The sequence below is a fragment of the Butyrivibrio proteoclasticus B316 genome, from assembly GCF_000145035.1.
Classification (GTDB): Bacteria; Bacillota; Clostridia; order Lachnospirales; family Lachnospiraceae; genus Butyrivibrio; species Butyrivibrio proteoclasticus.
This window is the reverse complement of record NC_014387.1, coordinates 1,540,001-1,565,185: the sequence shown is the minus strand read 5'-3', so window position 1 is coordinate 1,565,185 and position 25,185 is coordinate 1,540,001. Positions and strand designations below refer to the sequence as shown.

At 39.5% G+C, this 25,185-nt stretch carries 20 protein-coding genes and 1 rRNA gene (1 of these 21 running past the window's edge); 2 read left to right on the top strand and 19 right to left on the bottom strand.

Translation table 11 applies throughout. From position 1 onward, the window contains the following. Positions 1-65: 65 nt before the first annotated feature. The 9 genes from glgA to BPR_RS06365 form a co-directional block, all read right to left on the bottom strand. The gene (gene glgA, locus BPR_RS06405; protein ID WP_013280649.1) at positions 66-1,511 is read right to left on the bottom strand and encodes a glycogen synthase GlgA; all 1,446 of its coding nucleotides are present in this window, start codon (positions 1,509-1,511) and stop codon (positions 66-68) included. Then, positions 1,511-2,605 (bottom strand): tryptophan--tRNA ligase, encoded by a 1,095-nt coding sequence (trpS, locus tag BPR_RS06400; RefSeq protein ID WP_013280648.1) that lies wholly within the window; start codon positions 2,603-2,605, stop codon positions 1,511-1,513. The genes glgA and trpS overlap by 1 nt, the downstream gene beginning before the upstream one ends. 66 nt (positions 2,606-2,671) lie before the next feature. Next, positions 2,672-3,877, bottom strand: a complete 1,206-nt coding sequence (locus BPR_RS06395) for a cobalt-precorrin-5B (C(1))-methyltransferase (protein ID WP_013280647.1) — start codon at positions 3,875-3,877, stop codon at positions 2,672-2,674. Between the two features lie 356 nt (positions 3,878-4,233). Then, entirely contained in the window at positions 4,234-4,569 is a 336-nt protein-coding gene (locus BPR_RS06390; RefSeq protein ID WP_013280646.1) for a hypothetical protein, read from the bottom strand. Between the two features lie 328 nt (positions 4,570-4,897). After that, positions 4,898-6,316, bottom strand: coding sequence for a C1 family peptidase (locus BPR_RS06385; protein WP_275450177.1), 1,419 nt, complete (start codon positions 6,314-6,316; stop codon positions 4,898-4,900). Between the two features lie 82 nt (positions 6,317-6,398). Further along, complete coding sequence (locus BPR_RS06380) at positions 6,399-6,692, bottom strand: hypothetical protein (protein WP_013280644.1); 294 nt, start codon at positions 6,690-6,692, stop codon at positions 6,399-6,401. A gap of 49 nt (positions 6,693-6,741) precedes the next feature. Beyond that, complete coding sequence (locus BPR_RS06375) at positions 6,742-7,374, bottom strand: C39 family peptidase (protein WP_013280643.1); 633 nt, start codon at positions 7,372-7,374, stop codon at positions 6,742-6,744. A gap of 59 nt (positions 7,375-7,433) precedes the next feature. Next, positions 7,434-8,924 carry a hypothetical protein gene (locus tag BPR_RS06370; RefSeq protein WP_013280642.1) on the bottom strand — a complete coding sequence of 497 codons (1,491 nt, stop codon included), beginning with the start codon at positions 8,922-8,924 and terminating at the stop codon, positions 7,434-7,436. A gap of 14 nt (positions 8,925-8,938) precedes the next feature. Next, positions 8,939-10,285 carry a WD40 repeat domain-containing protein gene (locus tag BPR_RS06365; RefSeq protein ID WP_207636498.1) on the bottom strand — a complete coding sequence of 449 codons (1,347 nt, stop codon included), beginning with the start codon at positions 10,283-10,285 and terminating at the stop codon, positions 8,939-8,941. 214 nt (positions 10,286-10,499) lie between these two features. Here BPR_RS06365 and BPR_RS19725 point away from each other — a divergent pair, with 214 nt between their 5' ends. Continuing rightward, complete coding sequence (locus tag BPR_RS19725; protein ID WP_052301807.1) at positions 10,500-12,428, top strand: TaqI-like C-terminal specificity domain-containing protein; 1,929 nt, start codon at positions 10,500-10,502, stop codon at positions 12,426-12,428. Between the two features lie 63 nt (positions 12,429-12,491). After that, positions 12,492-13,520 carry a 3-deoxy-7-phosphoheptulonate synthase gene (locus tag BPR_RS06355; RefSeq protein ID WP_013280639.1) on the top strand — a complete coding sequence of 343 codons (1,029 nt, stop codon included), beginning with the start codon at positions 12,492-12,494 and terminating at the stop codon, positions 13,518-13,520. Positions 13,521-13,598: 78 nt separating this feature from the next. Here BPR_RS06355 and BPR_RS06350 read toward each other — a convergent pair whose 3' ends face one another. The 10 genes from BPR_RS06350 to BPR_RS06305 form a co-directional block, all read right to left on the bottom strand. Continuing rightward, positions 13,599-14,477 (bottom strand): tyrosine-type recombinase/integrase, encoded by an 879-nt coding sequence (locus BPR_RS06350; protein WP_013280638.1) that lies wholly within the window; start codon positions 14,475-14,477, stop codon positions 13,599-13,601. Next, the gene (locus tag BPR_RS06345; RefSeq protein ID WP_013280637.1) at positions 14,461-16,230 is read right to left on the bottom strand and encodes a DUF6020 family protein; all 1,770 of its coding nucleotides are present in this window, start codon (positions 16,228-16,230) and stop codon (positions 14,461-14,463) included. The genes BPR_RS06350 and BPR_RS06345 overlap by 17 nt, the downstream gene beginning before the upstream one ends. 3 nt (positions 16,231-16,233) lie before the next feature. Further along, positions 16,234-17,523, bottom strand: coding sequence for a diaminopimelate decarboxylase (locus BPR_RS06340; protein ID WP_013280636.1), 1,290 nt, complete (start codon positions 17,521-17,523; stop codon positions 16,234-16,236). 86 nt (positions 17,524-17,609) lie between these two features. Continuing rightward, positions 17,610-18,290 (bottom strand): uracil-DNA glycosylase, encoded by a 681-nt coding sequence (locus BPR_RS06335; protein WP_013280635.1) that lies wholly within the window; start codon positions 18,288-18,290, stop codon positions 17,610-17,612. Between the two features lie 69 nt (positions 18,291-18,359). Next, the gene (hisF, locus tag BPR_RS06330; RefSeq protein ID WP_013280634.1) at positions 18,360-19,121 is read right to left on the bottom strand and encodes an imidazole glycerol phosphate synthase subunit HisF; all 762 of its coding nucleotides are present in this window, start codon (positions 19,119-19,121) and stop codon (positions 18,360-18,362) included. Between the two features lie 17 nt (positions 19,122-19,138). Continuing rightward, positions 19,139-19,756, bottom strand: a complete 618-nt coding sequence (gene hisH, locus BPR_RS06325; protein WP_013280633.1) for an imidazole glycerol phosphate synthase subunit HisH — start codon at positions 19,754-19,756, stop codon at positions 19,139-19,141. A gap of 36 nt (positions 19,757-19,792) precedes the next feature. Further along, positions 19,793-22,408, bottom strand: coding sequence for a midas domain-containing protein (locus tag BPR_RS06320; RefSeq protein ID WP_013280632.1), 2,616 nt, complete (start codon positions 22,406-22,408; stop codon positions 19,793-19,795). After that, positions 22,405-23,223, bottom strand: a complete 819-nt coding sequence (locus BPR_RS19720; protein WP_052301806.1) for a hypothetical protein — start codon at positions 23,221-23,223, stop codon at positions 22,405-22,407. The genes BPR_RS06320 and BPR_RS19720 overlap by 4 nt, the downstream gene beginning before the upstream one ends. A gap of 111 nt (positions 23,224-23,334) precedes the next feature. Further along, a complete protein-coding gene (locus tag BPR_RS06310) occupies positions 23,335-24,234 on the bottom strand; it encodes a chemotaxis protein (RefSeq protein WP_013280630.1) in 900 nt (299 codons plus the stop codon). A gap of 281 nt (positions 24,235-24,515) precedes the next feature. Further along, a 23S ribosomal RNA gene (locus BPR_RS06305) occupies positions 24,516-25,185 on the bottom strand; it runs 2,192 nt beyond the window's last position.

Here is a 25,185-nt window from a genome sequence, read left to right as displayed (position 1 = left end):
AGAAGTGAGCAAAGATTAAACTCTTATGAACAATTCTTTACTAATTCTGCCGTCCTGCTGTTATTTTATGGTCGCAACCAGTCGTACATTTCCTGATACTTCTCAGCAGATACCTTCCAGGAATAATCTACAGCCATTGCACGATCTATCATCTTGTTCCACTCACGCTTCTGATCATAGTATACGCGCTCAGCTTCCCTGATAGTTCCAAGCATCTCATGTGCATTGTAATTCAGGAATCCAAAGCCTGTACCAGTACTCTCAAACTTGTTATATGGCTCAACAGTATCTATAAGACCACCTGTCTGACGAACAATCGGAATTGTTCCATATCTGAGAGCCATGAGCTGTGAAAGTCCGCAAGGCTCAAAGAGTGACGGCATCAGGAAGGCATCAGATGCAGCATAAATCTTGTGTGACATAGGCTCTGAATAATAAATATTGGCAGATACCTTATCATGATACTTCCAGTCAAAGTGGCGGAAAGCATTCTCGTACTGCTCTGTTCCTGTTCCAAGAACAACAAGCTGAATAGCATCCTGGCAAAGTTCATCCAGAACATAGTTGATAAGATCAAAGCCCTTCTGATCAGTAAGCCTTGATACAATACCGATCATCATGCACTTCTCATCTTCCTTGAGACCAAGTTCTTTCTGAAGTGCCTTCTTGTTCTTGACCTTCTCCTTGCGGAAGTTGATTGCATTGTACTGATAAGGAATATACTTGTCTGTCTCAGGATTGAACTCGTCATAGTCAATACCATTGACAATACCCCTGAGATCATTAGCTCTGGCTCTTAAAAGTCCATCAAGCTCCTCTCCATAGAACTGAGTCTTGATTTCCTCCGCATATGCCTTGCTGACTGTAGTAATAGCATCAGCATATACTATTCCGCCCTTAAGCAGATTGGCATCTTTGAAAAGCCCAAGCTTATCAGGAGTGAAATAATAATCAGGAAGTCCTGTGATATCCTGAACAGCCTTAATATCCCATTTACCCTGGAACTTAAGGTTATGAATTGTCATGATTGCCTTTATGCCTCTATAGAACTCGCTTCCCTGGAATCTCTCTTTGAGATAAACCGGGACAAGTCCTGTCTGCCAGTCATGGCAGTGAATAATGTCAGGTCTGAAATCTATGACAGGAAGAATTGAAAGCGCAGCCTTTGAAAAGAATGCAAACTTTTCAATCTCAAATAAAACGTCGTCGCCATAAGGCTTCATTCCGTTAAAATAAAACTCGTTGTCGATAAAATAATACTTGATACCGTCTACTTCAGCTCTGAAAATACCAACATACTCGTTTTTCCAATGAAAATCCATGTAGAAATTGGAAACGTATTCCATCTTTTCCTTGAGCTGCTGATTAATACACTTATATAGCGGCAAGATCACACGAACATCAAAATATCTCTTATCGATGTCCTTGGGAAGTGAGCCAACTACATCAGCAAGTCCACCTGTTTTAATAAATGGTACTCCTTCAGAAGCTACAAAAAGGACTTTTTTCATTAGTCGTTTTTCTCCTCATACTTTGCAGATTGCATAGCTATAAGTTCTTTATCGTCAAAATAGTTGATTCTCATTGCATTCTTGACATCTGAAAGTGTCTGGGTTGCAACTTCCTCAGCTACCTGGCTACCTTTTCTGAGTACTTCATATACATAAGGAATATCCTTCTGGAACTCTTTTCTCCTGTTACGGATAGGTTCAAGTTCTGCCTGAAGTACATTGTTAAGGAATTTCTTGACCTTAACGTCACCAAGACCGCCTCTCTTGTAATGATCCTTCATTTCCTGAAGATTAGCATAGTCCGGAGCAAACTCAGCAAAATGCTCATCCTTGGCAAAAGCGTCCAGATAAATAAATACAGGATTGCCCTCAACCTGACCAGGATCCTCAACTCTTAAATGGTTAGGATCTGTGAACATGCTCATAACCTTCTTCTTGATAGATTCTGGTTCCTCAGACAGATAAATACAGTTACCAAGAGACTTACTCATCTTGGCCTTACCATCTATACCAGGAAGTCTGAGACATGCAGCGTTATCAGGTAAAAGAATCTCAGGCTCCACAAGAGCCTCGCCATATACAGAATTAAATTTCCTTACTATCTCCTTACACTGCTCGATCATTGGCTCCTGATCCTCGCCTACAGGAACAGTTGTTGCCTTAAATGCAGTAATATCCGCAGCCTGGCTGATCGGATATGTGAAGAATCCAACAGGGATACTTGTCTCAAAATTTCTCATTGCAATTTCAGACTTAACAGTAGGGTTTCTCTGAAGTCTTGAAACAGTAACAAGATTCATGTAATAAAATGAAAGCTCTGTAAGCTCAGGAATCTGTGACTGAATAAACAGTGTAGACTTGGCAGGATCAAGTCCTACAGACAGATAGTCAAGTGCTACCTCGATGATATTCTGACGAACCTTCTCAGGATTATCAGCATTATCAGTAAGCGCCTGAGCGTCGGCAATCATAATAAAGATTTTGTCAAACTCCCCTGAATTCTGAAGCTCTACCCTTCTACGAAGTGATCCAACATAATGTCCCACGTGTAATTTACCTGTAGGGCGATCTCCAGTCAAAATAATCTTACTCATTCCCCAAATTTCTCCTAAAGCCAAATTTCGTATACTTTACAAAAAAGTATACTAATATAGAATACTCTATTTTAGCTTAAGTGACAATGCAAATTGTTCCTGTGACACCTTAACTAAAACATTTTTGGTATTAATTGTTGCACCTAATAGTCCAAATTCTTCTGAGAATAGCGCAACAGCAAGATTAAGTCTTCCGCGGCTCCTGATAGTGCAGTATTCAGCAATTGAATTCATGATACTGCTCATTACTCTATCTCTTATTCCCCAGCTTGTTAAAAGAGCTAATATCTCATCACATGTAAGACAGTTCATAACTGTTCTGACCTGGCTGGAGGTCCCTCCAACTATGGCAGTATGCGCTGCAAATATCTCTCTTCTGCCATCTGAAGCAAAAGAATTAGTGTTGGTAATTCCGGCAGCAAGCTTGATAAGTTTACCTACATTACCTACAAGAAGCATGTTGGTAACGCCGTAAGAAACGCAGCTATCAATAGCCTGTCCCGGATAATTATAACAGTGGGCAGCTGTAGTAAGCGGTACGTGAAGCTGACTATTGATCTTGTCAGCGCAGTAATTACCGGGAGATACAAGAACACTTGATACGCCAAGATCAACCTGCTTTTTGATCTGAAAATCTATGGAATCTGTAATATCTCTCTGATGGATCTTGGAAATGGTAGCATGCTCTCCCATAATAGTGATCCCACCGGTAAATGTGGTCTGTCCCATAACATTCCCGGCAGCTATCATCATTCCTTCAGGACAGCTGACTTTAATGAGAAGGAGCTGAGCCCCATCAGAAATATCGCAGACATTGGCAACAGTCTCAAAAACAGAATCTCTAACGGGCTTTTCAATAAGTGCCTCACCATCCTGATATCCTGGTCTTTTGCCCATTGCAGTTCCTATGCCTTCTGCTCCATCCAAAAAGAGATTGGCAAATCTGGGATCAACATGCGCCTTATCGCTTATCTTAGTAAAATCGTCGATATATGAAACACATACTCTTATTTCAGCTCTATCCTTTATATCAGGAGGCGTCGCTCCTTCCACAAGACAGGAATACTCAGATTGCCTGATGTTGCAGTTTTCATCTATTCTTTTGACCGGATAGATTCTGCTGGCAGTCCCATGATATACAATAATATTCTCAAACCTGATCCTAAATAGAAGATCGCTGGCTGCAGCCTGTGCAGCAGCTGCCATACAATCTCCTGATGAAACAGGACTGCTAAGTAAACTATTCTGATCTTTTACGGTAAATCGATCCATATTTGGCCTCTTTATGTATAACAAACCACAATATTATGTATCTAATATTTCCAGTGCAACATTATATATACATATTCATTATACAATATTTCGTGCATCGGAAAAATATTTATTCATAAATTAACAATATTCCGTATGCTAGTTATTTATTATTTCGATTTACTTTATTTTTTATTTATAAACCGTCCATATTTTGTCCAAATTTAGACACTATTATATATACTATCAGAAGTGAGTAACTTCTGACTCCCCCAACAAAACTTTTTTCATACCGGGTCGATCGGCTCCCCACTGGTCGACCCCTCCTCCCAAAAAAACAACCACCCATCGTGATCGATAGGTGGTTTTATTATGCATTATGCTGTTAATATCTCTGTATTCTCTGTCTCAAGAGAAGGTGCTTCCTCAATCGTAAGTTCAGTCTCATCTAAACTTGTCTGTTCTCCTTCTGTCAGGATCGCATCAGTCTTCCTGGGTCCTCTTACGCCAAAGCTGCCATTATATCTGAGCTCCTTGAGAATCTTTCTGACATTTTTAATTTCCTTGTCAATATCCTCAACTCTGGCACATACTACTGTTGGAACTCCGCTGCCGTTAAACTCTACTCTCAGGCCGGAATCCTTGAGCGATTTAAATGCCTTAAGTTTATCTGTTGTGCTAATTTCATCTACGTCTTTTATATTCTTTGCCATATCTTGTGCCTTTCTTTAATTCAAACACAATATAACATACATTTAATATTTTTGCAAACGTTCGTTCTGACATTTCTGCACAATTTTATGTGCGTATTATCGTTTATTTTTTATCTAAATTTTTATTCTAAATGCTGTTAAGTTTTTTATCACTCCACCGATATATATAGTGAGAATAAAAATTCTCACTCCCCCAACAAAACTTTTTTCATACCTGGGCTGTTTAACTCCCCATTAAACAGCCCTCCTCCCAAAAATTCAAAGAGACGGCAAAGCTGCCGCCTCTTTTTTCTTATGTCCTTCTTATTCGTTTACTTCTCTTTTATCTCTATTTTCTGTCTACAGTATAAGCCTTAACAAAGAAATCTTTATCATCCTGTCTTGTAACACCTGTTCCATCATCAGCCACATAATAGCTGCATCCGCTTGCCTGATAACAGTTATGAACGTTTCCGGTAAGATTTTTCCATTCATCGTAATTAGGTGCACTCACAGAATCGACAGCCGCCTCATAGATAAGCCTCCCGGCTGTCACAGGCCTTATCAGAATAAGGAATTCATCGTCCTTATTAAGCTGAATATCTTTATCAAGTTCAAAGGTGTGATATCCGCCGCTTATAGCCGAACCTTTCATAGATAAGGCAGGCTCTCCCAGAAGCGAAAAGTTAATATCATCACCATCCTTAGCCGGATTGACATATATATCAAACTGATACTGCTGATATGTCTCAAGCCCCATCAGCCCTATTGCCTTTAGATTTTCGTCTCCTGCAGCCCGGTATAACATTCCGTAGGTATTTGTAGAAGGACTATAGGCTGTTACATAATTCTCCGAATCTTCCAAAGTGCTGACCACATATGTGAGAAAGCCAGCTGCCTGATAATTGTTATCATAATAGTTTTCCTGACCCGGTACAGCAGAAATATAGGCTGCTACGTTATTTCTTCCTGTTGTCTGGTCATAATAGGACAGATAAAAATATCCTCCAATACCCGACATTTCTCCCCAGCTGTTCTTGCAGATCCAGGCTCCGTCATCTTTAGGAGTTACTGCAAAATTTTCCTTACTGTATTCATCATCCCATCCTACTATCAAAGCCTCATGATTTGCTGTAGGTATGTCTTTTCCTCCAAAATCAGCATAAAGCGTAGAGTTATGGCCCTTCCAAAATCGGTCATCAGCATAAACTCCGGCAGTAACGCTACCATGTTCCATGATCATCTGCTTGATCATAGTGTTATTAGCATACCCAGCCGGAATTTCACAGACGTTCTGAACATGATATTCGCTGGTAAAAATATCAGAAGGCGCATCAGAATTATCCTTAAAAAGAAACTTTTCGCCATAAATACTCTTAAATGAATCATTTCCAGACTCTGAAACAGGGCCTTTCCAGGCGGTTAAAAGACTTATGCAAAAGTCTGCAACTCCCCCGGAAGCTATATAATTTGTATCGTAATCAAATATCCATGCGTTTTCTTCATTGTCTGCGTTTACAAACTCGCGATAATCTCCGTCTATGTATCCGTTTACTGATCCACTTGCCTTGTGCATATTACTGTAGGCAAGGTGCTTCTCAGAAAGATCAAGTGATTCTCTTGATAAATCATCATTATGAAGTAAAAGGTCACTTTCAATTGCGCCAAGAGAAGCATAGGTCCAGCACAAATAGCTATACCCCTGATCTTCAACATCAGTAATATAGCTTATTCCATCTACATTTCGCGAATCATATTTTGTAGGAATATCTTCTCTTGAAAAAGAATGAATATCAACAGGACTGACGTCATGAAAGTCACTGTTGTCATAGAATTTCCCTGGCTCTCCCTCACCTATACTGATAGCCTCGGGAATTGTACACTTCCACTTTATCTACATGCTCTGTGACAGGCTCAGCCACAGCTTCGACTTCTTCCTGCCCGTCGCTCTCCGGCTTACTTACAATGTCCTGCTCATTTTCAGCGCCCTTATCTTCATTTGTAGCATCAGTAGCATCTGCAGAAATGCTCTGTACATCAGCTGCAGTATCTTTTTTATTGGCAGAAATGCCCCAGACTGCTGCAATAGAAACACCAGCTACCAAAGCGATAGCAACTATCGCAATTATCACTTTCTTGTTCATAATAAGCCCCTCATCTCTTAAATAAACAAATAAGCGTTTATAGTTATTTCTATTTTACAACAATCGTGTTAAAAGAACCAAATATGGATTGAGATATATCTTTGGCAAATGCCTCATAATCAATATAGCGATATCCGCTTCTCCATCCATCTATGATCCTGAGGATAGGATAAAGCTTATCTCCAACTCTCCATATACTATAGCCCACAACAACCACAGTGTGATCCTTATAGTATCCTCTTGCTATGTTCATGATCACCGGTCTGCCCTCAGATATCTCTTTTACCACCTGATCTTCAAAGGTCCAGACATAAACGCCCTTGCATTTAGTCTTTATTCCATACCTTTCAAAAGACTCCCTGGCTATACCTGAGATAAAAAATGGGATAGTACCAATCTTGTCGTTATAGCCATAGCTTTCTGCAATTTCTTCTACATCCCTGTATATTTCTCTTATATCTTCAGGAATTCCCGGAATCTTAAGCTTTTTACGGTAGTAATCTACAACCCTTGTCACAGCTACTACAGAACAGTTTCTAGTTCGTCTTCCGCTTATTTCCTCCATGGATTTATGATCCATGACAACAGAGCGCCCTCTTTTGACAAGGACGCCTCTCTCCCCATACTGTTCCATCAGATATTTAGATATATTGGTTATTCCGCCATAGGGTTTTCTTTTCATAAAATCCCTTTCATCACTAGTGTGCTGTATCGTATATCTTTAGTTAATGAGTCAATACACTACTCATCTCCCAGAATAATGTTGCCGAATATCACAATAACCTTGCGGCCTGAAAAATCAGTATAACCCACAAAATTTCCATAATCGGAGCTTAAATCATTTCTGGTACGACACCTCTCTGCAACGATTGTCTTCTCATCTGTAAGCTCATCCAAGGCCAATACAGATCCATTTTTTATATAATACAACTTCTTTTCACAGGATACATACTTAAGTATTGCATCGTCATGGCCTGTATCACCAAAATCATACATATGGCCGTTCTGGTATTTGTGCAGACAATTGTCTGTATCTATAAACCAAATAGCAGAAAAATCACCATTGGCGATTACATTTCGAGCCTTGTACTCTAATTCAACGATTTTTTCTTCTATCTTATGATTGCCACTTAGTGTCACTTTATAAACATACTCATCTTTTATCGTAAGATATTCCAGCTCTTTGTCTCTAATTCTATAATTTTCACATTTTTCATCATCCTCAGAAACCCGGATAGCATCTTTTCCGGCATCATAGAACCAGAAATTCCCGCGATAAGCATCTATTAAACATCCCTCCAAAGTAGGCAAGTCAACTATCCGCACTCTGTCATGGCCATCAAAAACCTGCGACACTTCTTTTGAGAAATAAACTTCATTTGCCCTTTGCCCCAGAATCCTTCTAAGCTTATCTTTTCTGGTATTGTAATACCAAAGCACACTGCCATTCATATAAATATCAGTGCAATCTTCATTTACAACAAATGTCCAGCGATTTGCCCCATCAAGCTCTGCTATTTCTGTCAATTGTCCATCATGAAAACTGTAAACCCAGGTCTTATCAAGTCTTTTATAGGTTGTGTAGTAAAAAGCTCTCTCTCCATCATCAGAAACAGCAATAGGAATCAGCTTATCATCAGAAACAGGTGTTGTTACAGCCCTCTGTCCACATGGAATAATACGGGTTTTATTATCGCAAAAAAGTGTAACGTATTTACCATTTGATGAAATAGCGTATTTGGACTCCTGGTTCATTCCATGCGCAACTTTTATATCTTCATTTCTGTCAATATCATATACTATTACTGAATTCCAGCTAACATTCCAATACAGGATATATCCGCCATCCTTGCTGATTTGCCCATAGTCTTTAACCATATTACATAACGCAAGCGGAATCAATTGTCCATCTACATAGAATAATTCATCATCGGCAGTAACAGCAGCCCTTTTATGGTCATAGGAAAAGCTTATTTTTACATCTCTAAATTCTGTAAAAAAATCGGAAGTAGCACCACTTTCACTTACCAGAATCTTGTTATACATATATAATCTTGGCTCTCTTACGTCTGTCACCTGTGCATTCTTAACTACACCGTAACTGTTCTTCTCATCATTTGACTTTTTCTTATTATTTTCTATAGTTGTACATAAAAATGTTGCGACAGCCAAAATAAAAACTATAGTCAGAACCTTCCCCATTCTGCTTCTTTTTTCATATTCCCCGTTCATCTTATACTACCCCTTTAACTGTCAAATAGCATGTAATTGCCAAATACTCTTACATATCTCTTTTCCATTTTGTAAGAAAATACAACAAAGTCTTCATAATTGTAATAATTATGTGAAATATAGTCAGCATTTTCAAATTCAAGCCTGCAGTCCTCAGGATCATCCCCTATAGAATACAGACTCTCTTTTTCTATAAAAAAGAGTCTTTGACTAAAGCTGTCATATTGAATATTACTGTGCAAATCAGGACTACTATGTAAAAGCTTATGCTCTCCGTTTTCATACAACCAGAGATTACCATCTCTATCCACATAATATATTTTGCTTAGATCATCACAAGTCGTATATGATCTAACAAAAGGATCAATGCCTTCGATTTTATTACTATTTAAATGGCCATTTTCCATAGTCTCAATGCAAAGATCAGAGTCAGAATCTCTATATAGTCTGTATACAGTTCCGTTGTCAAATCCCAGAAGCTCATTTGAACTGTATTGTTCAAGTAAGATAAGGCTCTTATATGGAGAGTCAAAATAATAATCCTTGGATATTGTCTCCAAGATGCAGCCCTTAAACGATTCTACATCTGCGATCATATTGCTGGAATGCTTGCCTACAATTCCATAGGGGCCTTTTTGGCAACTAACTTCAAACAGATCATCATCCAGTATCTTTACCCCTGTTTCCATATCCGTACTATAAAAATATGTACTGTAAATGTCAGAAACAAATGCTTCTGTGCACTCATCATTTACGAAAAAGTCAAAATGATTGCCTCTTGCTATCTCAAACAATTCACCATCATGGTAGGAATAGGCAAAATATGTCTCGTCATCATAATTTTTAAAAAATGCTCTCTTACCATCAGGAGAAACAGCGATTGCATCAAGGTCCTTCTTACTGACTGTTGTGAAAGACTCAGGGTTTTGTACATCACGGATGATTGTTCCAGACTCTCTTTCATAAAAGGCTACATATCGTCCATTTGATGAAATAGCGCTATCGTATACCGTAAAATAATCCTCGCATATAGTTATTTTTTGGTCGTTAGCTGCATCATAAACGCAGCCCTCATGCACTTCATCATTATATAAAACAAAATCAGCCTTTTTACTAATGACAGCGCTTGTTGAGCTTTCAGACAAATAGCGGGGTTCCAACTTCCCATCAACATAGTAGACTTTATTATCTGCGGTAACCGCCATTCCTGTTCCGTCAAATTTAGAACAGTAATGCGAGTAACCGGGTGCATCCTTAAAGCCCTCATATATATCGCCATTCTCACTATAAAGAATATCGTCCATCTCAAATATTCTGGGCTTGTCTACATCTGTGTGCTCCGCTTTTTTTATTACAGTCATTTCTTTTTTCGCATATTTTTTGACACTTATAACATCGTTTGCCGCCAGTCCGCAAATAAAAAAGAGTAATATTAAGATTAGTGTTAAAAATATATATTTCGTATTCGATTTTTTCTTTTTCATGCCTTCCTCCGCCTTTACAGCACTCCCCATGATATCACATTGTCCCAAATATTGCTTTACTTTTAGTCCGCATTTTTGGATAATATTGATTATGGAAAAAAGTGAGCATTTATCGGTATCCGAGGTCTCTGAAATACTTGGGATCAGCCCCGCTACCGTCAAAAACTGGATAAAACTCGGTAAACTAAGCGCCGTCAAGTTTGGTGCTTCTTTTTGGGTATCCAAAAGCGAGGTAGAAAGAATCAGCCTTGCTCTTGATTCTTCTGATTTGTTGCGTCAGAGGCGCAATAAATCAAGACTTTCTTCGAACTTTATTCCCAAATCCTACATCAGTAATTCATCTCCTAACTATAAAACAATCAAGGCGCTGATTTGTGACAAGGAAATCTCAAATTATCCTATTGACAGCCTTCTTTATTACTATGCCGGAATTCTTATGGAGCTTGCCGGTATTAATAGAGAACTTTCTGATTCTTTGACACAAGATCTTAATGTAACCAGCACTGATACCCCTTGCGATCTAGCTTCCGAATACCCTCTGCTATTAGTTGATTCTGAGGATACTCTTGGCATGCTGTATCTTTCACTTCGAGGTCTTCAGGCCAAGAAGTCTACCGGAGCCTATTACACTCCTTTTTTTGTTGTGGATGAGCTTATAAATGAAGCTTTCTCAAGCAAAGCTACTACAGATTACGCATCAAAGTCATATATTGACCCTGCATGTGGAACCGGAAATTTCCTTCTGCGTCTCCCGGATAACATTCCTCTAGCCAATATTCATGGTGCAGACATTGATAAGACAGCTGTAATCTTATGCCGGATCAACATAGCAATTAAATATCACATCACTTCCTGGTCCGAGCTTGAAGTTCTTACAAATAATATAGTGTGCAGGGATTTTCTCTTTTCTCCCGCTAACGGGTACTATAATGTCACACTGGGCAATCCTCCCTGGGGATATGCTTTTTCCAAGGACAGCACTGCTCTTATAAGACATACCTTTTCATCCTTTAGCGGAACCGGTAAGCCTGAATCCTTTTCTCTTTTTATAGAAAAGTCTCTTAAGGAAAGTGATGAAGTTACGTTTCTCCTTCCTGAAACAATACTTGGTTCAGATTATCACCTTGGCATTCGTAAATTCATCACAGATAATGCAAATGTTGTCAGCATAAGCTATCTTGGAGAAGTTTTCGATAAAGTTCAGTGTCCTTCAGTTATTATGCGGATCAGCAGGATCAGTACTTCAAACAGTATTAAATCCTCTTTTTACAAAAAAGAGAGCAAAATCTGCAGAAGCTTAAGTCTTGTCAAAAGCTTTAACGTTCCCAAGACCAGAATAGGTTCTGACAATTTCAATATCCTTGCAGATAACGATGAATACAGTATTTTAACCAAGATGACCTCTGTCCCACATTTTTATCTTGAGGGTAATGCCGACTTTGCCCTTGGAATCGTAACCGGAGGCAATTCTAATGTAGTTTTCGAAACTGCTGTTAAAGGTTCAGAGCCTATCATAAAGGGAAAAGATATAACTAAATACAGGATTACTTCCGGTCATGCCTATACAGTATTTGCACCGGAAAAATACCAACAAGTAGCTCCGGAAAGCTACTACAGAGCTCCAAATAAGCTCTTCTACCGCTTTATAGCAGGAGAACCAATAGTTGCCCTTGATGATAAGGGATTATTGTCACTAAACAGTGCAAATATCATAATCCCTCATGTTCAGGGATATGATAATGCATATATTATGGCAGTTCTGAATTCATCCGCAGTCAGCTTCTATTACAGGCATATTTGCAAGAATATGAAAGTGCTGCGATCAGTTCTGGAAAAGCTCCCTATACCTGTATGTGCACCCGAAGTCATGAAAGAAATTTCAGAACTTGCTGCTAAGCTGTCAAGCCTGCCAGAAAACTGCGCAGATTCCGACAAATATATTATAAAAAGACTAGATAATTACGTTAACAAACTATATAATTTAAATGCTGCTGACGAAAAAATAATAACTGAAAGGTAGTTTACTTTTACAGTTTAAAGTGTTATAGTGGCATAAGATTTTTGTTTTAGGAGGATGATATAAATGTCTTTTGAATATATACAAAAGCTCCCTACTCCCGATGAGATAAGGGACAGATTTCCGCTTACCAAGGAGCTTGCAGCTGTCAAGGCTGAAAGAGACAAAATGATTTCCGATGTTTTCACCGGAAAAAGTGATAAATTTCTCGTTATCATCGGTCCATGCTCAGCTGATAACGAAGATTCTGTTTGCGAATATGTTACACGTCTTGGAAAAGTTAACGAGAAGGTTAAGGACAAGCTCATCCTTATTCCTCGTATTTATACCAATAAACCTCGTACGACAGGCGAAGGCTATAAGGGCATCACTTCTCAGCCTGATCCTGAGGGCAAGACAGATTTCCATGCCGGTCTCATCGCCATGCGTCACATGCAGCTCAAGGCAATAGAGGAATCCGGTCTTACTGCTGCTGATGAAATGCTTTATCCTGAGAATTGGGGATATGTTGCAGATATTTTATCTTATGTGGCTATCGGTGCAAGATCTGTGGAAGATCAGGCTCATCGTATGACCGCAAGTGGTTTCGATGTTCCGGCCGGTATGAAAAATCCTACAAGTGGTACTCTCTCTGTTATGCTCAATTCAGTTTATGCTGCTCAGCAGGAGCATTGTTTTGTATACAGAGGCTACGAAGTTAAGACAAACGGCAATCCTCTTGCTCACTGTGTTCTTCGCGGTTCCAGCAACAAGCATGGTCAGTCAATTCCTAACTACCACTATGAAGACCTCTCTCTTTTACTTCAGCTGTACAATCAGAGAGAAATCATCAATCCTGCTGCAATAATTGACTGTAACCACAATAACTCCAACAAGAAATTCATGGAGCAGATTCGTATAGCCAAAGAGGTTCTTCATTCCAGAAGTCTCAATCCTGATATCAGATCACTTGTTAAGGGTGTAATGATAGAAAGCTACCTTGAGGAAGGCAGCCAGAAAATCGGAGAAGGCGTATATGGTAAATCCATTACAGATCCTTGCCTTGGCTGGGATGATACAGAAAAGCTGATCCTTGAAATGGCTGAACTCGTATAATAATGATAATATAGGCGATGACTACTTTTTTAGTAATCATCGCCTTTTATATTCAATGAGATTTTCATATTATTCTTATCAGTTTCTGATTCTGGCCCATTCATAAGGGTCTTTATTTTTCCCTTTGGCCTTTCGGTACTGAGATAGCGCCGAAAGACCGCTAAGTCCCATCATATCCTGAACAGCGTTTATATCCGCTCCGCTCTCGATAAGATGCATTGTAAAAGAATGCCTTAGTGAATAAGGAGTAATATCTGCATCTATCCCGGCTCTTTTCACATAAGTTTTAATCAGTTTCCATAAGCCCTGCCTGGACATAGGATTGCCCATGTAATTTACAAATACTTTTTGTAAAGAGGCACTGTTATCAGAAAGAATTTCATCCCTTGCAAAAAGCAGATACTCATTTAGTGCCTCTTTAGCTTTTTTACCATAAGGAATAACTCTGTTCTCTCCCAATCTTATGCAGTTAAGACTCATATCAATGTTCTCAAGTTCAAGTTCTACAAGTTCTGTTGTACGTAAGCCTGTCGCATACATAAGTTCCAGAATAGCTTTATCTCTTTTACCTAGAGCATCATTAGGAAAGGTCTGAGACAAAAGTGCTTCGATTTCATAAGATGTCATGATCCTTGGCGCACTCCTGGCAGCCTTGGGAGTTCTGATATTCTCAGCAGGATTATCCTGTATATTTCCATTTTCAAGAAGGTATCTAAAAAAAGCTCTGATGGATGACACACTTCTGATTATTGAACTACCCGCACAATGCTCTTCCTGCATTGAACTGATATATCCGTGTAGTCTGTCATCTGTAATATCAGCTATGGAAGTAATGCCTCTATTGCTCATGTGACTGGCCATACGATTCAGATCTCTTCTGTAAGATGAAATCGTGTTAGCAGAGGCCTTTTTGACAGTCTCAAGATATAAACAAAAAGCGTCAATTAGTTGATCCATACTCGGTTTCTATCCCCCAATAATATAATAGCCACAGAGGCATAGTCATAACAATTGAATAACCATACCTGAAGTCAACAACAGGAGCTGCTATAACAAGGGTTCCTATCTGCAAAAGAAGCAGCATTTTGCAGAGAATGTGTTTTTTCCTGAATATACATATTACTATTGAAATGACCAAAATCCAGGTATATGTACCAATACTCCACAGTAATCCGTAAAGCGGAACAAAATCCCCAAGCTTAAGGGATATTTCTTTAGCCTTGACTACAAATCTGCCTCCAATCTTAGGGTCCCAGAAAAGGCCAAAGTCATTTCCCATGATGCCGTCCATATCTCCAACCGTATACGATGTGTTTGGGTTAATATAGCCTCCATCCAGATCGTACCAGGCTTTAAGTGCTACGGCCGGGTTGCCGGCATTCATTCTAAGATACATTTTGAAGTATTCAGACTTATTATTCTCAATTTCTTCAGGATGTCCGGCGCGGACCAGCTCTTTAATATTATCTGCAAAATCAGGAGCATATAATTCCTTGATATAGGTTGTATCAATTACCTTGTTTATTAGTTTCATGTCACTATCTTCAACAAATACATCATCAACCAGAAATCTTGCAGTCTGCTGGATTGGAACAGCAAGTGACTCCACCAGGTCGGGCTTTGCTACTCCAGCTCTGTTCATAACCGGACCTTTTACAACAAGAACTGATATGATCACTATCAAAGAAGCACATATTGCTCTAAGTATATCTTTTCTCAGAGCAATTACCATAAATGGGGTCCAAACCAGAAAGGCGTACCAGGCATTTGATCTAAAAAGTGCAAACATAATACCAAGAATAGTAAATGATGCCCAAAGAGCATTTATACACGTATTAGATTGCAGATTGCTCTCATAATAATTCCTTAAGTCTATTACACAGCATAACAACAGCATTGTTATACCTGCAAAGATAATATCCTTCCAGACAGTTACAACAAAAACACCATTAAAAGGCACCAGAGCATAAAAGAGAACCGAAATCACCTGTAGCTTTCTGGATCTTATATGGCTTACCAAAACGCCACAGCAAATCGTCATAAACAGCATCTGAAAAACAGTATATAGTGCTATTCCGGTCTGATGGTCTGCATTAAAAAGATTTGCTATATCAACAAACATTTTAATCAAAAGCGTATGAACTATAGGATGATGATTAGACAGTGGCTCATCCCCTGCAAATTCGGCATACTGAACAAGAGAATCTGCTGTCATAATTCCGGGGTACTCATACAAAAAATAGGGCAGCCAACATAAAAAGCATATCAGAGCAATACCCAAAACTGCTTTTACACCTGCAAAAGCCGGTCTTGTATTAATAAAAAGTTTCCTGACTTTTTCTCTGACAGACATTCCTTGTCTTGCACGGAAAAAAGATATCGAAAAACCTATTACTATATAAAAGACACAGGTCATTCCTACAAAAACAATAAAAAAGCTAATGAGCTTAAATATTCTGCTATCAAAACCTTCTACAATTCTATTTCTCAAAAGAAAAGTCAGCACAGCAGATAAAGCAGCAGAAATAATGGTTCCTCCAATCTTCTGCTTATCCTGAAGTAATGCTGCGCTAAATAACAACACAAAAAAGACTACCGTCAGAGGGTTTCTAACGGTAATCCCAATTATTTGCTGAAGTGCCCAGCATCCAAAAAAGGATGCTATCGCACATTTTATTGTTTTTATATCAAAGCCTTCTGTAGCAGTCACAGATCAGTTCCTCTCACTCTCCAATATATGGTTTAGCTTATCTGCAATTTCAAGGCAATCAAATGTTGCAAAATAGTCCCTCGCTGTTTCTGCTCTTCTGATCATCTGAACTGAGCCATCTTCCTTGAGTAAAAGCTCTGCGCATTTAAGCTTACCATTATAATTATACCCCATTGCATAGCCATGTGCGCCTGTATCATGTATAAAAAGATAATCACCCATTTCAATTTCTGGAAGTTGCCTGTCTATAGCGAATTTGTCGTTGTTTTCGCAAAGTGATCCTGTCACATCGTAGACGTGGTCTAAAGGCTCATTCTCTTTACCAAGTACAGTGATATGATGATATGAACCATACATAGCAGGACGCATAAGGTTAACAGCACATGCGTCAACACCTATATATTCCTTGTATATATGTTTTTCATGAATTGCCTTGGTAACAAGCGCTCCATAAGGCCCCATCATGAATCTTCCCATTTCGGTAAAAATTGAAACATCGCCCATTCCAGCCGGAACAAGGATATTCTCAAACTGCCTCCTTACTCCTTCACCGATAGCCTTGATATCATTAGCTTCCTGATCAGGACGATAAGGAATTCCAACTCCTCCTGAAAGGTTGATAAATGCAATCTTACAACCAGTCTCCTTCTGAAGCTCCACAGCAAGCTCAAACAGCTGTCCTGCAAGCTGAGGGTAATACTCATTAGTTACTGTGTTGCTTGCAAGAAATGCATGTATTCCAAAATTCCTGGCTCCCTTAGAACGCAGTATCTTATATGCCTCAAAGAGCTGATCCTTGGTCATACCATATTTAGAATCTCCGGGATTATCCATGATACCATTACTCATCTGGAACACTCCGCCCGGATTATATCTGCATGAAATAGTCTCCGGAATCTTACCTATTGTTTCTTCCAGAAAATCAATATGTGTAAAATCATCCAGATTGATGATTGCTCCAAGCTTATCTGCATAAGCATATTCTCTCGCAGGAGTATCGTTGGAGGAAAACATTATGTCTGCTCCGCTTGCACCAATTGCCTGACTCAGCATGAGTTCTGTCTCTGATGAACAATCAAATCCACATCCAAGGCTCTTTAAGATTTCCATCAAAACCGGATTGGGTGTTGCCTTAACTGCAAAGTACTCTTTAAACCCCTTATTCCAGGAAAAGGCATCATATACTGCCTTGGCATTATCAACCAGCCCTTTTTCATCATAGAGATAAAATGGTGTAGGGAAATCTTTAACAATATCTTCAACCTGCTGCTTAGTAACGAACGGTTTTTTCATAATAGCACTCTCCTCGTATATCCTTTTGGTTTTAAACAATTTAATATAGACTTTAACATGTTAACGCACCAAAAAGCAAGTACTAATTAGTGAATGTTTTCTATCTGCCAGTCGATTGGCTTAAGGCCATTTTTCTGCAAAAAGTCATTTGCCTGACTAAAATGTTTACAACCAAAGAATCCTCTATAAGCCGATAATGGGCTTGGATGTGGTGCCTCTAATATCAAATGCTTGGGGTTATTGAGCATGCTTTTTTTCATCTGAGCAGGCTTTCCCCATAGCATATAAACTATTGGCCTATCCTGTTCATTAACAGCTCTGATAATTGCATCAGTAAAGTTCTCCCATCCTCTTCCTTTGTGAGAATTGGCCTGATGAGCTCTAACTGTCAAAACAGTGTTGAGCATTAAAACTCCCTGATCCGCCCATTTCTTAAGATATCCATTGTCAGGTATGTAGCATCCCAGATCATCATTCAATTCTTTATATATGTTGACCAGAGAAGGTGGAGTATCTGCCTTTCCCGGCAGAACAGAAAAAGACAGCCCGTGAGCCTGGCCGGGTTCGTGATAAGGATCCTGCCCCAATATCAATACCTTGACATCTTTAAGAGGTGTCAGGTGGAGGGCATTAAAAATGTCATCAGAAGGAGGATATACTACATGAGTGGCATATTCCTCTTTAACAAATTCAAACAGTTTTTTGTAATAGTCTTTATGAAACTCCCCGGAAAGCGCAGGAAGCCAGTCATTAGAAATCATGGTCATATAAGTTAAAACCTTCCATTTATGTCAGTATTTGCGTGTAATCATAATTCGAGGAAAGACAGTACAAGATCATATTCTGACCGGAACTTTTTTATCCATAAGATAGCGCTTAAGATCGCCTATCTCCATTTCTTTAAAATGGAAAAGAGATGCTGCAAGCGCTGCATCTGCCTTACCTTTTGTAAGTGCATCATAAAAATGCTCCATCTTTCCTGCTCCGCCTGATGCTATAACAGGTATATCAACCTGTTCAGCTATCTGCCTGGTAAGCTCAATATCATAGCCTTCCTTGGTGCCATCACAATCCATGCTGGTAACAAGAATTTCGCCAGCACCAAGATAGGCACCTTTTTTAGCCCATTCTATAGCATCAATGCCCATGTCGATCCTGCCACCATGCTTGTATATATTCCATCCACTGCCATCTTCTCTTCGCTTGGCATCGATGGCAAGTACAACGCACTGACTACCAAACTTATCAGCAGCTTCTGAAATCAGCTCAGGCCTGTCAATCGCAGCTGAATTAACAGCGACCTTATCAGCGCCTTCTCTCAGAATTGCCTTCACATCATCGACAGTTCTGATACCACCTCCAACTGTAAATGGAATGAATACTTTTTTGGCAACTTCCCTTACCATATCGGCTACAGTTGCCCGTCTCTCATTTGAAGCTGTAATATCCAAAAAAACAAGTTCATCCGCACCTGCCTTGGAATAAGCTTCTCCAACAAGCACCGGGTCTCCGGCATCGATTAAATCTACAAATTTAACTCCCTTAACTACTCTTCCATTATTAACATCAAGGCACGGAATAATACGTTTTGTCAGCACTTATTCATCCTCCCAAATCAAACTTCAAGAAAGTTCTTCAAAATCTGCATTCCTACATCCGCACTTTTCTCCGGATGGAACTGACATGCAAAGACATTTCCTGATTCAACAGAAGCATCTACAGTGACTGAATAATCTGTAGTTGCAGTTACTATATTTCTGTCAGCAGCTCTTAAGTAATAAGAGTGTACAAAGTAAACATATGCTCCCTGATCAATCCCCTTAAACAATCTTCCTTCTCTTGGAAAATCGAGACTGTTCCATCCAATCTGGGGAATCTTATATGTATTTCCCATAGAATCTGTCTTAGGAATACTTACTATTTCTCCACGTAAAATGCCCAGGCCACTAACTCCTTTTGATTCTTCACTTGAATCAAACAAGAGCTGTTGGCCCAGGCATATTCCCAAAAATGGGATTTCTTTATCCACAACACTCATGATTGTAGATTTCAGATCATATTCATTTATGCGGCTCATGGCATCGCCAAAAGCACCTACACCGGGTAAAACAACATGGTCAGCTCTGAGAATCTCTTTTGAATCTCTGGTTACTATAGTGTTGGCACCAAGATAAGAAAAAGCTTTCTCAACGCTCCTGATATTGCCTGCATCATAATCAATAATTGCTACCATGTGGCATCAACCTCCAAATTTAAAGTTCGATGCCCTCTACAGAGTTCCTACTATTTCCATTAACCTTATAGTATAGTCTCTCTCTTTTTTAATAGAATTAATCTCAGAAATATCTGACTCCGTTAATCCGTAATTAGTTGAAAGCAACGATTCTATATTATCGTACACACTCTGAACCTGAATTTCAACATTGAATTTAGCTGCTTCTTCCAAAAGATCCCCTTTATTTCTCATTCCCATAAGGAGCATATCAAGGGCTTCTTCCTCCATATTCATAGCAACGTAATTCTCGTATCCGGCCAAATATCTCTCTGCCCAGGCAAGAACTCTTGACTGTTCATAAATAACAGTCTGATCCTCAGTTCTTTCCTTGCCATAGAGCATTTTATATGCAGTTGTATATTCTTTATGAGTATAGGCTGTAGCTGCCTTTTCATTTGCTATTCTGTCAGGAAGTACTAAAACAGGGATCATAAAGAAGATTCCTATACTTGCTGCAAAAATACCTGATATAGCAATTTTTTTAGGAGACATTGCCTTTTCAGGAACACCCGGATCCTTAGGAGGCTTTGGCTTCTTTTCCTTTTTAGGCTTTGGAGGCTTTTCTTTCTTAGGCTTCTTTTCCTTTGGAGGCTTTTCCTTTTTAGGTTTTTTCTCCTTCTTTTTCTTTTCCTTCTTGGGCTTCTCGTCTCCTGCAAGTTCATTAAGAACAGTCTGATTTTCATCTGTCAGGCTTGCAAGCCCTTCATTTTCTTCATCCTCATCTGTAAGAGTATGGAACAGCTTGGAAAGAAATGCTCCCAGACCTTTCTTATCTTTTTTATCCTTTTTGGCTTTCTTACCTTTCTTGCCATTATCTTCAGGCTCATCGTCATCTCTGCTTCTCTCGGGTATAGAGGCAAGCTCATCAAGTGAAGGTTCAGCTTCACCATCATCAAAGCCTTCCTCAGTCAAGGCTCCTAAAATATCTTCTTTAGGAAGCTCCTCTTCCTCAGAAACGCCAGCTTCTTCATCCTGAGCAGCCGTACTCTCTATATCCTCGATTTCATCACTTGCAAGACTGTTCATCAGAGCATCAAGATCTGACATATCTACATCTTCATCACCGGATTTGTCAGAATTCTCGCCCAAAGCTTCATCAGCTGATGAAACTTCTGCAACTTCTCCGGCTGTTGAATCTTCAGCGCTTGCTTCATCACCCATAAGAGTATCAAGACTGGCTTCCATATTATCAAGGCTAAACTCGTCTTCAATATTATCAGAAGCTTCTGTAGCAGGTTCTTCTGAAGGTGCTTCCGGTGTTTCTTCCAAAGCAGAATCATCCATTCCGGACATTTGAGCTTCCATCTCTGCCAAGGATATATCATCAGATGGTTCACCGCCGTCTAGTGTAAATCCTTCTAGAGCCAGATCATCTAATGACTCATCTGCTCCTTCCTCAGAAGTTGCTGCTTCATCCTGTACTGCCTCCGGAGCATCATCAATGCCAGCAGTTTCTTCAGAAATACCCTGCTCAGCCGCCTGAGTTTCATCATTTTCAGGCACAGGCTCTTCTATTGAAAGTTCATCAAGAGATAACTCATTTAACTCTGATTCATCTACTGTAGCACTAGCCAAAGCTTCATCTATTCCTTCCGGGTTCTCGGCAGAAGGTTCTTCTAAAGCCATTTCTTCTAATGAAGTATCAGGTAACTTTGGTTCTTGCATGGAAAGATCTTCTAATGAAGGCTCTGATATAGAAGGTTCCTCCAAAGAAAGCTCTTCTAACGAAGGCTCTGATACTTCTGGTTCCTCTAGTGCAAGTTCGCCAACAGAATCTGTATCTGGTACAGAACTTCCAACCGCATCTATCGCTTTTTCTATATCTTCTAATGATAAATTATCAATATTGTCAAGTGTATCTATACTTTCAAGGGTGTTACTGGTATTATCCTCCATACCATCAAGACTGGCAGATAAATCCTCTGCAGTTTCCTGCATATTATCTAGCACATCATTAAGACTGTCCTGAACAGATTCATCAGGAACAGAAGTCAGACTATCACCGGGCATATCGTCAAGCAAGTCTGTCAGAATTTCCTCCGGAGTTTCGTTAGCGTCTGAGCCACTATTTTCTATAGTGACTACATTATCCTCCGGAAGGATAACTTCAGGAGCCATTTCCGAAAGGGCATCATCCCCCTCCTCTAGGTCAACTAAAGGAGCGGGCTTGTCATCTGTAGATTGAGCATCATTAAACTTTCCACTTTGAATTTCTGCCTCAAGCCTTTCTGCATCAGCTATAGCCTCATCTAAAGCTATTTCTTCAGGATCTCTAGTATCCGAAGCAGAACGTTCATTGCCCACAGTAAAAAGTGGAATGGAAGGATCAGTAGCAGACTCAATCCCATCTAAGAGGTCTGCCATCTTACTGTCAACTGCCACACCACTATCGAGGTCATTCAATAACTTTCCAATTTCATTTAGATCATCATTTCCATTGGCATTATCTACAAGCTCAGCAATATCCTCTGGTCCGCTATTACTTGAACCAAAGGTATCACCATCCGACTTACCCTTAGGTGACATTCTACTAAGAGCAGATTGCGGGTCTTTATTCGATTGTGCAGAATTTAAAAGACTGTCGAGATATTTTTCATCGTCAGAACTCATAAATCTTTGCTCTCCTGCAAAATGAAATCAACCGAATTCATCTGAATAGAATCAGTCTTGTCTCCAATTTCCGGTGTATGATGATATAATTTCTCGTGAACTCTTACAAAATGGGCTTTTTTATTTATAAAAGTAACCTTTTCAAATGGCCATCTAACAACTGTAGGGTGCTCCAGCCCCACGCCAAGTTCTATAATAAGAAGATTAGAGTTAAGTGTTCTGGATAAATACTGCATATACTCATCCCATCTTCCTTTATATGAACTCTCATTATATATTATTTTACTATATTCCGTACGTTTTTGGTTAAGATATAGTTCTTTTCCTTCAGAAAATGGTTTAGAAAAGACACTATCTTCACCGATATTTCCATCCAATTCCGTAATAATCTTATGTATGCTATTTACAATCTCCATGAATTCAGGAACCTTCTGTGCTTCCAATAATGGATCCTTATCATTTGTAGATTGTAAATACATATAGTTACCACATGGATAAACAACCTTGCTTATGTCAAAGCCATATAACAAAGCATCCTGTAAGAAAAGATCACTTACAAGAAAATATTTCTTATCTCCAATAAGCTTTCTCAATCCTTTATAAGCTTCTTCTATTCTGTTGTCATTATTATAATAGGCGAATTCATATTCTACGATTGGTAGAATCCATTGATTACCCTCTTGTTTACAATACTCTAAGATCTGGCTATATCTACAATCCCCATTGATCCCCGATTTAACCCAATTCCACTCGCTTCCGATTCCAATAATACACTGGTCAGCCTTTTCTATCAGCTCTGATAGCCTTTGTTCCATACAACTTAAACTCCTGAATAAATAATATAATAAAAATACTCCCCCTATTGAAACAGTTAGACACATTATATGTAAACTGAGTCAACAAAGGGGAGTTTAAGTCAGTAATCGTCAGCCGCCTGCATTAACGAGTTCATCAATTACAGAAACAAGGTTACCAATTTCAGGTTTGGAAAGCTGCCTGTCTGCACCCAAAGATTCGCCCTTTCTTCTCATCTCCTCGTTTACAAGTGAAGAGAAAATAATAAGCGGAATATCCTTTGTGGCATCATCGCTCTTTACAAGCTTTGTAAGTCTATGACCATCCATGATAGGCATCTCAATATCTGTAATGATGCATTTGATCTTATCAAGCTCATTTCTGTCCTTACAAGCCTTGATATAGTCGTATGCAAGCTTACCATTCTCAAAGTGTCTCACATTATTATATCCTGCTTTATTAAGTGAATCTACTATAAGCTTATTCAGAAGCTGCGAATCTTCTGCAAGAACAATAGGCACTTCATTTCTAGGTCTGGAACCAATGTCACCAAGCGCATCCATATTAAGTCCTGTATTAGGATTAATGTCAGATACAATCTTCTCAAAATCGAGAATAATGATAAGCTGGTTCTCAAACTTAATGATACCGGTTGAAATACTTTCTTCAGCTTTTGAAATTGTAGCGTTAGGTTTAATAATATCTGCCCATGAAACTCTATGAATTCCAACTACGGAATCAACATGGAAGGCAATATCAAGCTTGTTGAAATTAGTGATAATAAAAAGGCCACCTGCTTTAGAAGCACCACGTTGCAAGCAGTTTCTAAGGTCGATAGCAGTGATCATAGTATCACGCGGCATAAAGATACCTTCTATACTAGGATGTGCATTAGGTACAGGAGTAACCTCCTGATACACGATAATCTCTTTGATTTTTGCTACGTTGATTCCATAGCAATGATCATCGATTTTAAATTCAAGAACTTCTAACTCATTGTTACCACTTTCAAGCAAGATCTTTGATTCCATTCTCTCACCTCACGAAATTAGAATAGTTGAGTTTCACTGCATTTATGGATAAAAAATAACATAAAACCGATACAAAATTATTTAAATATCCTCATTTAGTATAGCATACTATTTTGAAAATAAATATAAAAAAACGAAAAAGACGGCCATTTGACCGTCTTTTAAGATTTCATTTATAAGTATTTTATATATTTCAAATTTCGTTTAAATTTGTACAAATCGTACCTTCAAAACCGAACACTGATAATCTAAATCCTAACCTCTTTTGTTCCTAACCTTCTTTGGATAAGCCCTCGACCTATTAGTACACATCAGCTGAACACGTTACCATGCTTACACCTTGTGCCTATCTAACCTCATACTCTCTAAGGGGTCTTACTGGACTAGCCAGGGATATCTCATCTTGAGGGGGGCTTCACGCTTAGATGCCTTCAGCGTTTATCCCTTCCGGACGTGGCTACCCAGCCTTATGCATCTGGCGATGCAGCTGATACACCAGCGGTCCGTCCATCCCGGTCCTCTCGTACTAAGGACAGCTCCTCTCAGATATCCTACGCCCGCGCCGGATAGGGACCGAACTGTCTCACGACGTTCTGAACCCAGCTCGCGTACCGCTTTAATGGGCGAACAGCCCAACCCTTGGGACCTGCTACAGCCCCAGGATGCGATGAGCCGACATCGAGGTGCCAAACCACTCCGTCGATGTGAACTCTTGGGAGTGATAAGCCTGTTATCCCCAGGGTAGCTTTTATCCGTTGAGCGATGGCAATCCCACTTTCATACCACCGGATCACTAAGTCCTACTTTCGTATCTGTTCCACCCGTCGGTGTCACAGTCAGGCTCCCTTATGCCTTTACACTCTTCGAATGGTTTCCGTCCATTCTGAAGGAACCTTTGAGCGCCTCCGATACCCTTTCGGAGGCGACCGCCCCAGTCAAACTCCCCGGCAG

Bases quoted from the DNA above. Each gene is read 5' to 3' on its own strand.
- glgA (WP_013280649.1), bottom strand. From the start codon at position 1,511: ATGAAAAAAGTCCTTTTTGTAGCTTCTGAAGGAGTACCATTTATTAAA.
- trpS (WP_013280648.1), bottom strand. From the start codon at position 2,605: ATGAGTAAGATTATTTTGACTGGAGATCGCCCTACAGGTAAATTACAC.
- BPR_RS06395 (WP_013280647.1), bottom strand. From the start codon at position 3,877: ATGGATCGATTTACCGTAAAAGATCAGAATAGTTTACTTAGCAGTCCT.
- BPR_RS06390 (WP_013280646.1), bottom strand. From the start codon at position 4,569: ATGGCAAAGAATATAAAAGACGTAGATGAAATTAGCACAACAGATAAA.
- BPR_RS06380 (WP_013280644.1), bottom strand. From the start codon at position 6,692: ATGAACAAGAAAGTGATAATTGCGATAGTTGCTATCGCTTTGGTAGCT.
- BPR_RS06375 (WP_013280643.1), bottom strand. From the start codon at position 7,374: ATGAAAAGAAAACCCTATGGCGGAATAACCAATATATCTAAATATCTG.
- BPR_RS06370 (WP_013280642.1), bottom strand. From the start codon at position 8,924: ATGAACGGGGAATATGAAAAAAGAAGCAGAATGGGGAAGGTTCTGACT.
- BPR_RS06365 (WP_207636498.1), bottom strand. From the start codon at position 10,285: ATGACTGTAATAAAAAAAGCGGAGCACACAGATGTAGACAAGCCCAGA.
- BPR_RS19725 (WP_052301807.1), top strand. From the start codon at position 10,500: ATGGAAAAAAGTGAGCATTTATCGGTATCCGAGGTCTCTGAAATACTT.
- BPR_RS06355 (WP_013280639.1), top strand. From the start codon at position 12,492: ATGTCTTTTGAATATATACAAAAGCTCCCTACTCCCGATGAGATAAGG.
- BPR_RS06350 (WP_013280638.1), bottom strand. From the start codon at position 14,477: ATGGATCAACTAATTGACGCTTTTTGTTTATATCTTGAGACTGTCAAA.
- BPR_RS06340 (WP_013280636.1), bottom strand. From the start codon at position 17,523: ATGAAAAAACCGTTCGTTACTAAGCAGCAGGTTGAAGATATTGTTAAA.
- BPR_RS06335 (WP_013280635.1), bottom strand. From the start codon at position 18,290: ATGACCATGATTTCTAATGACTGGCTTCCTGCGCTTTCCGGGGAGTTT.
- hisH (WP_013280633.1), bottom strand. From the start codon at position 19,756: ATGGTAGCAATTATTGATTATGATGCAGGCAATATCAGGAGCGTTGAG.
- BPR_RS06320 (WP_013280632.1), bottom strand. From the start codon at position 22,408: ATGAGTTCTGACGATGAAAAATATCTCGACAGTCTTTTAAATTCTGCA.
- BPR_RS19720 (WP_052301806.1), bottom strand. From the start codon at position 23,223: ATGGAACAAAGGCTATCAGAGCTGATAGAAAAGGCTGACCAGTGTATT.
- BPR_RS06310 (WP_013280630.1), bottom strand. From the start codon at position 24,234: ATGGAATCAAAGATCTTGCTTGAAAGTGGTAACAATGAGTTAGAAGTT.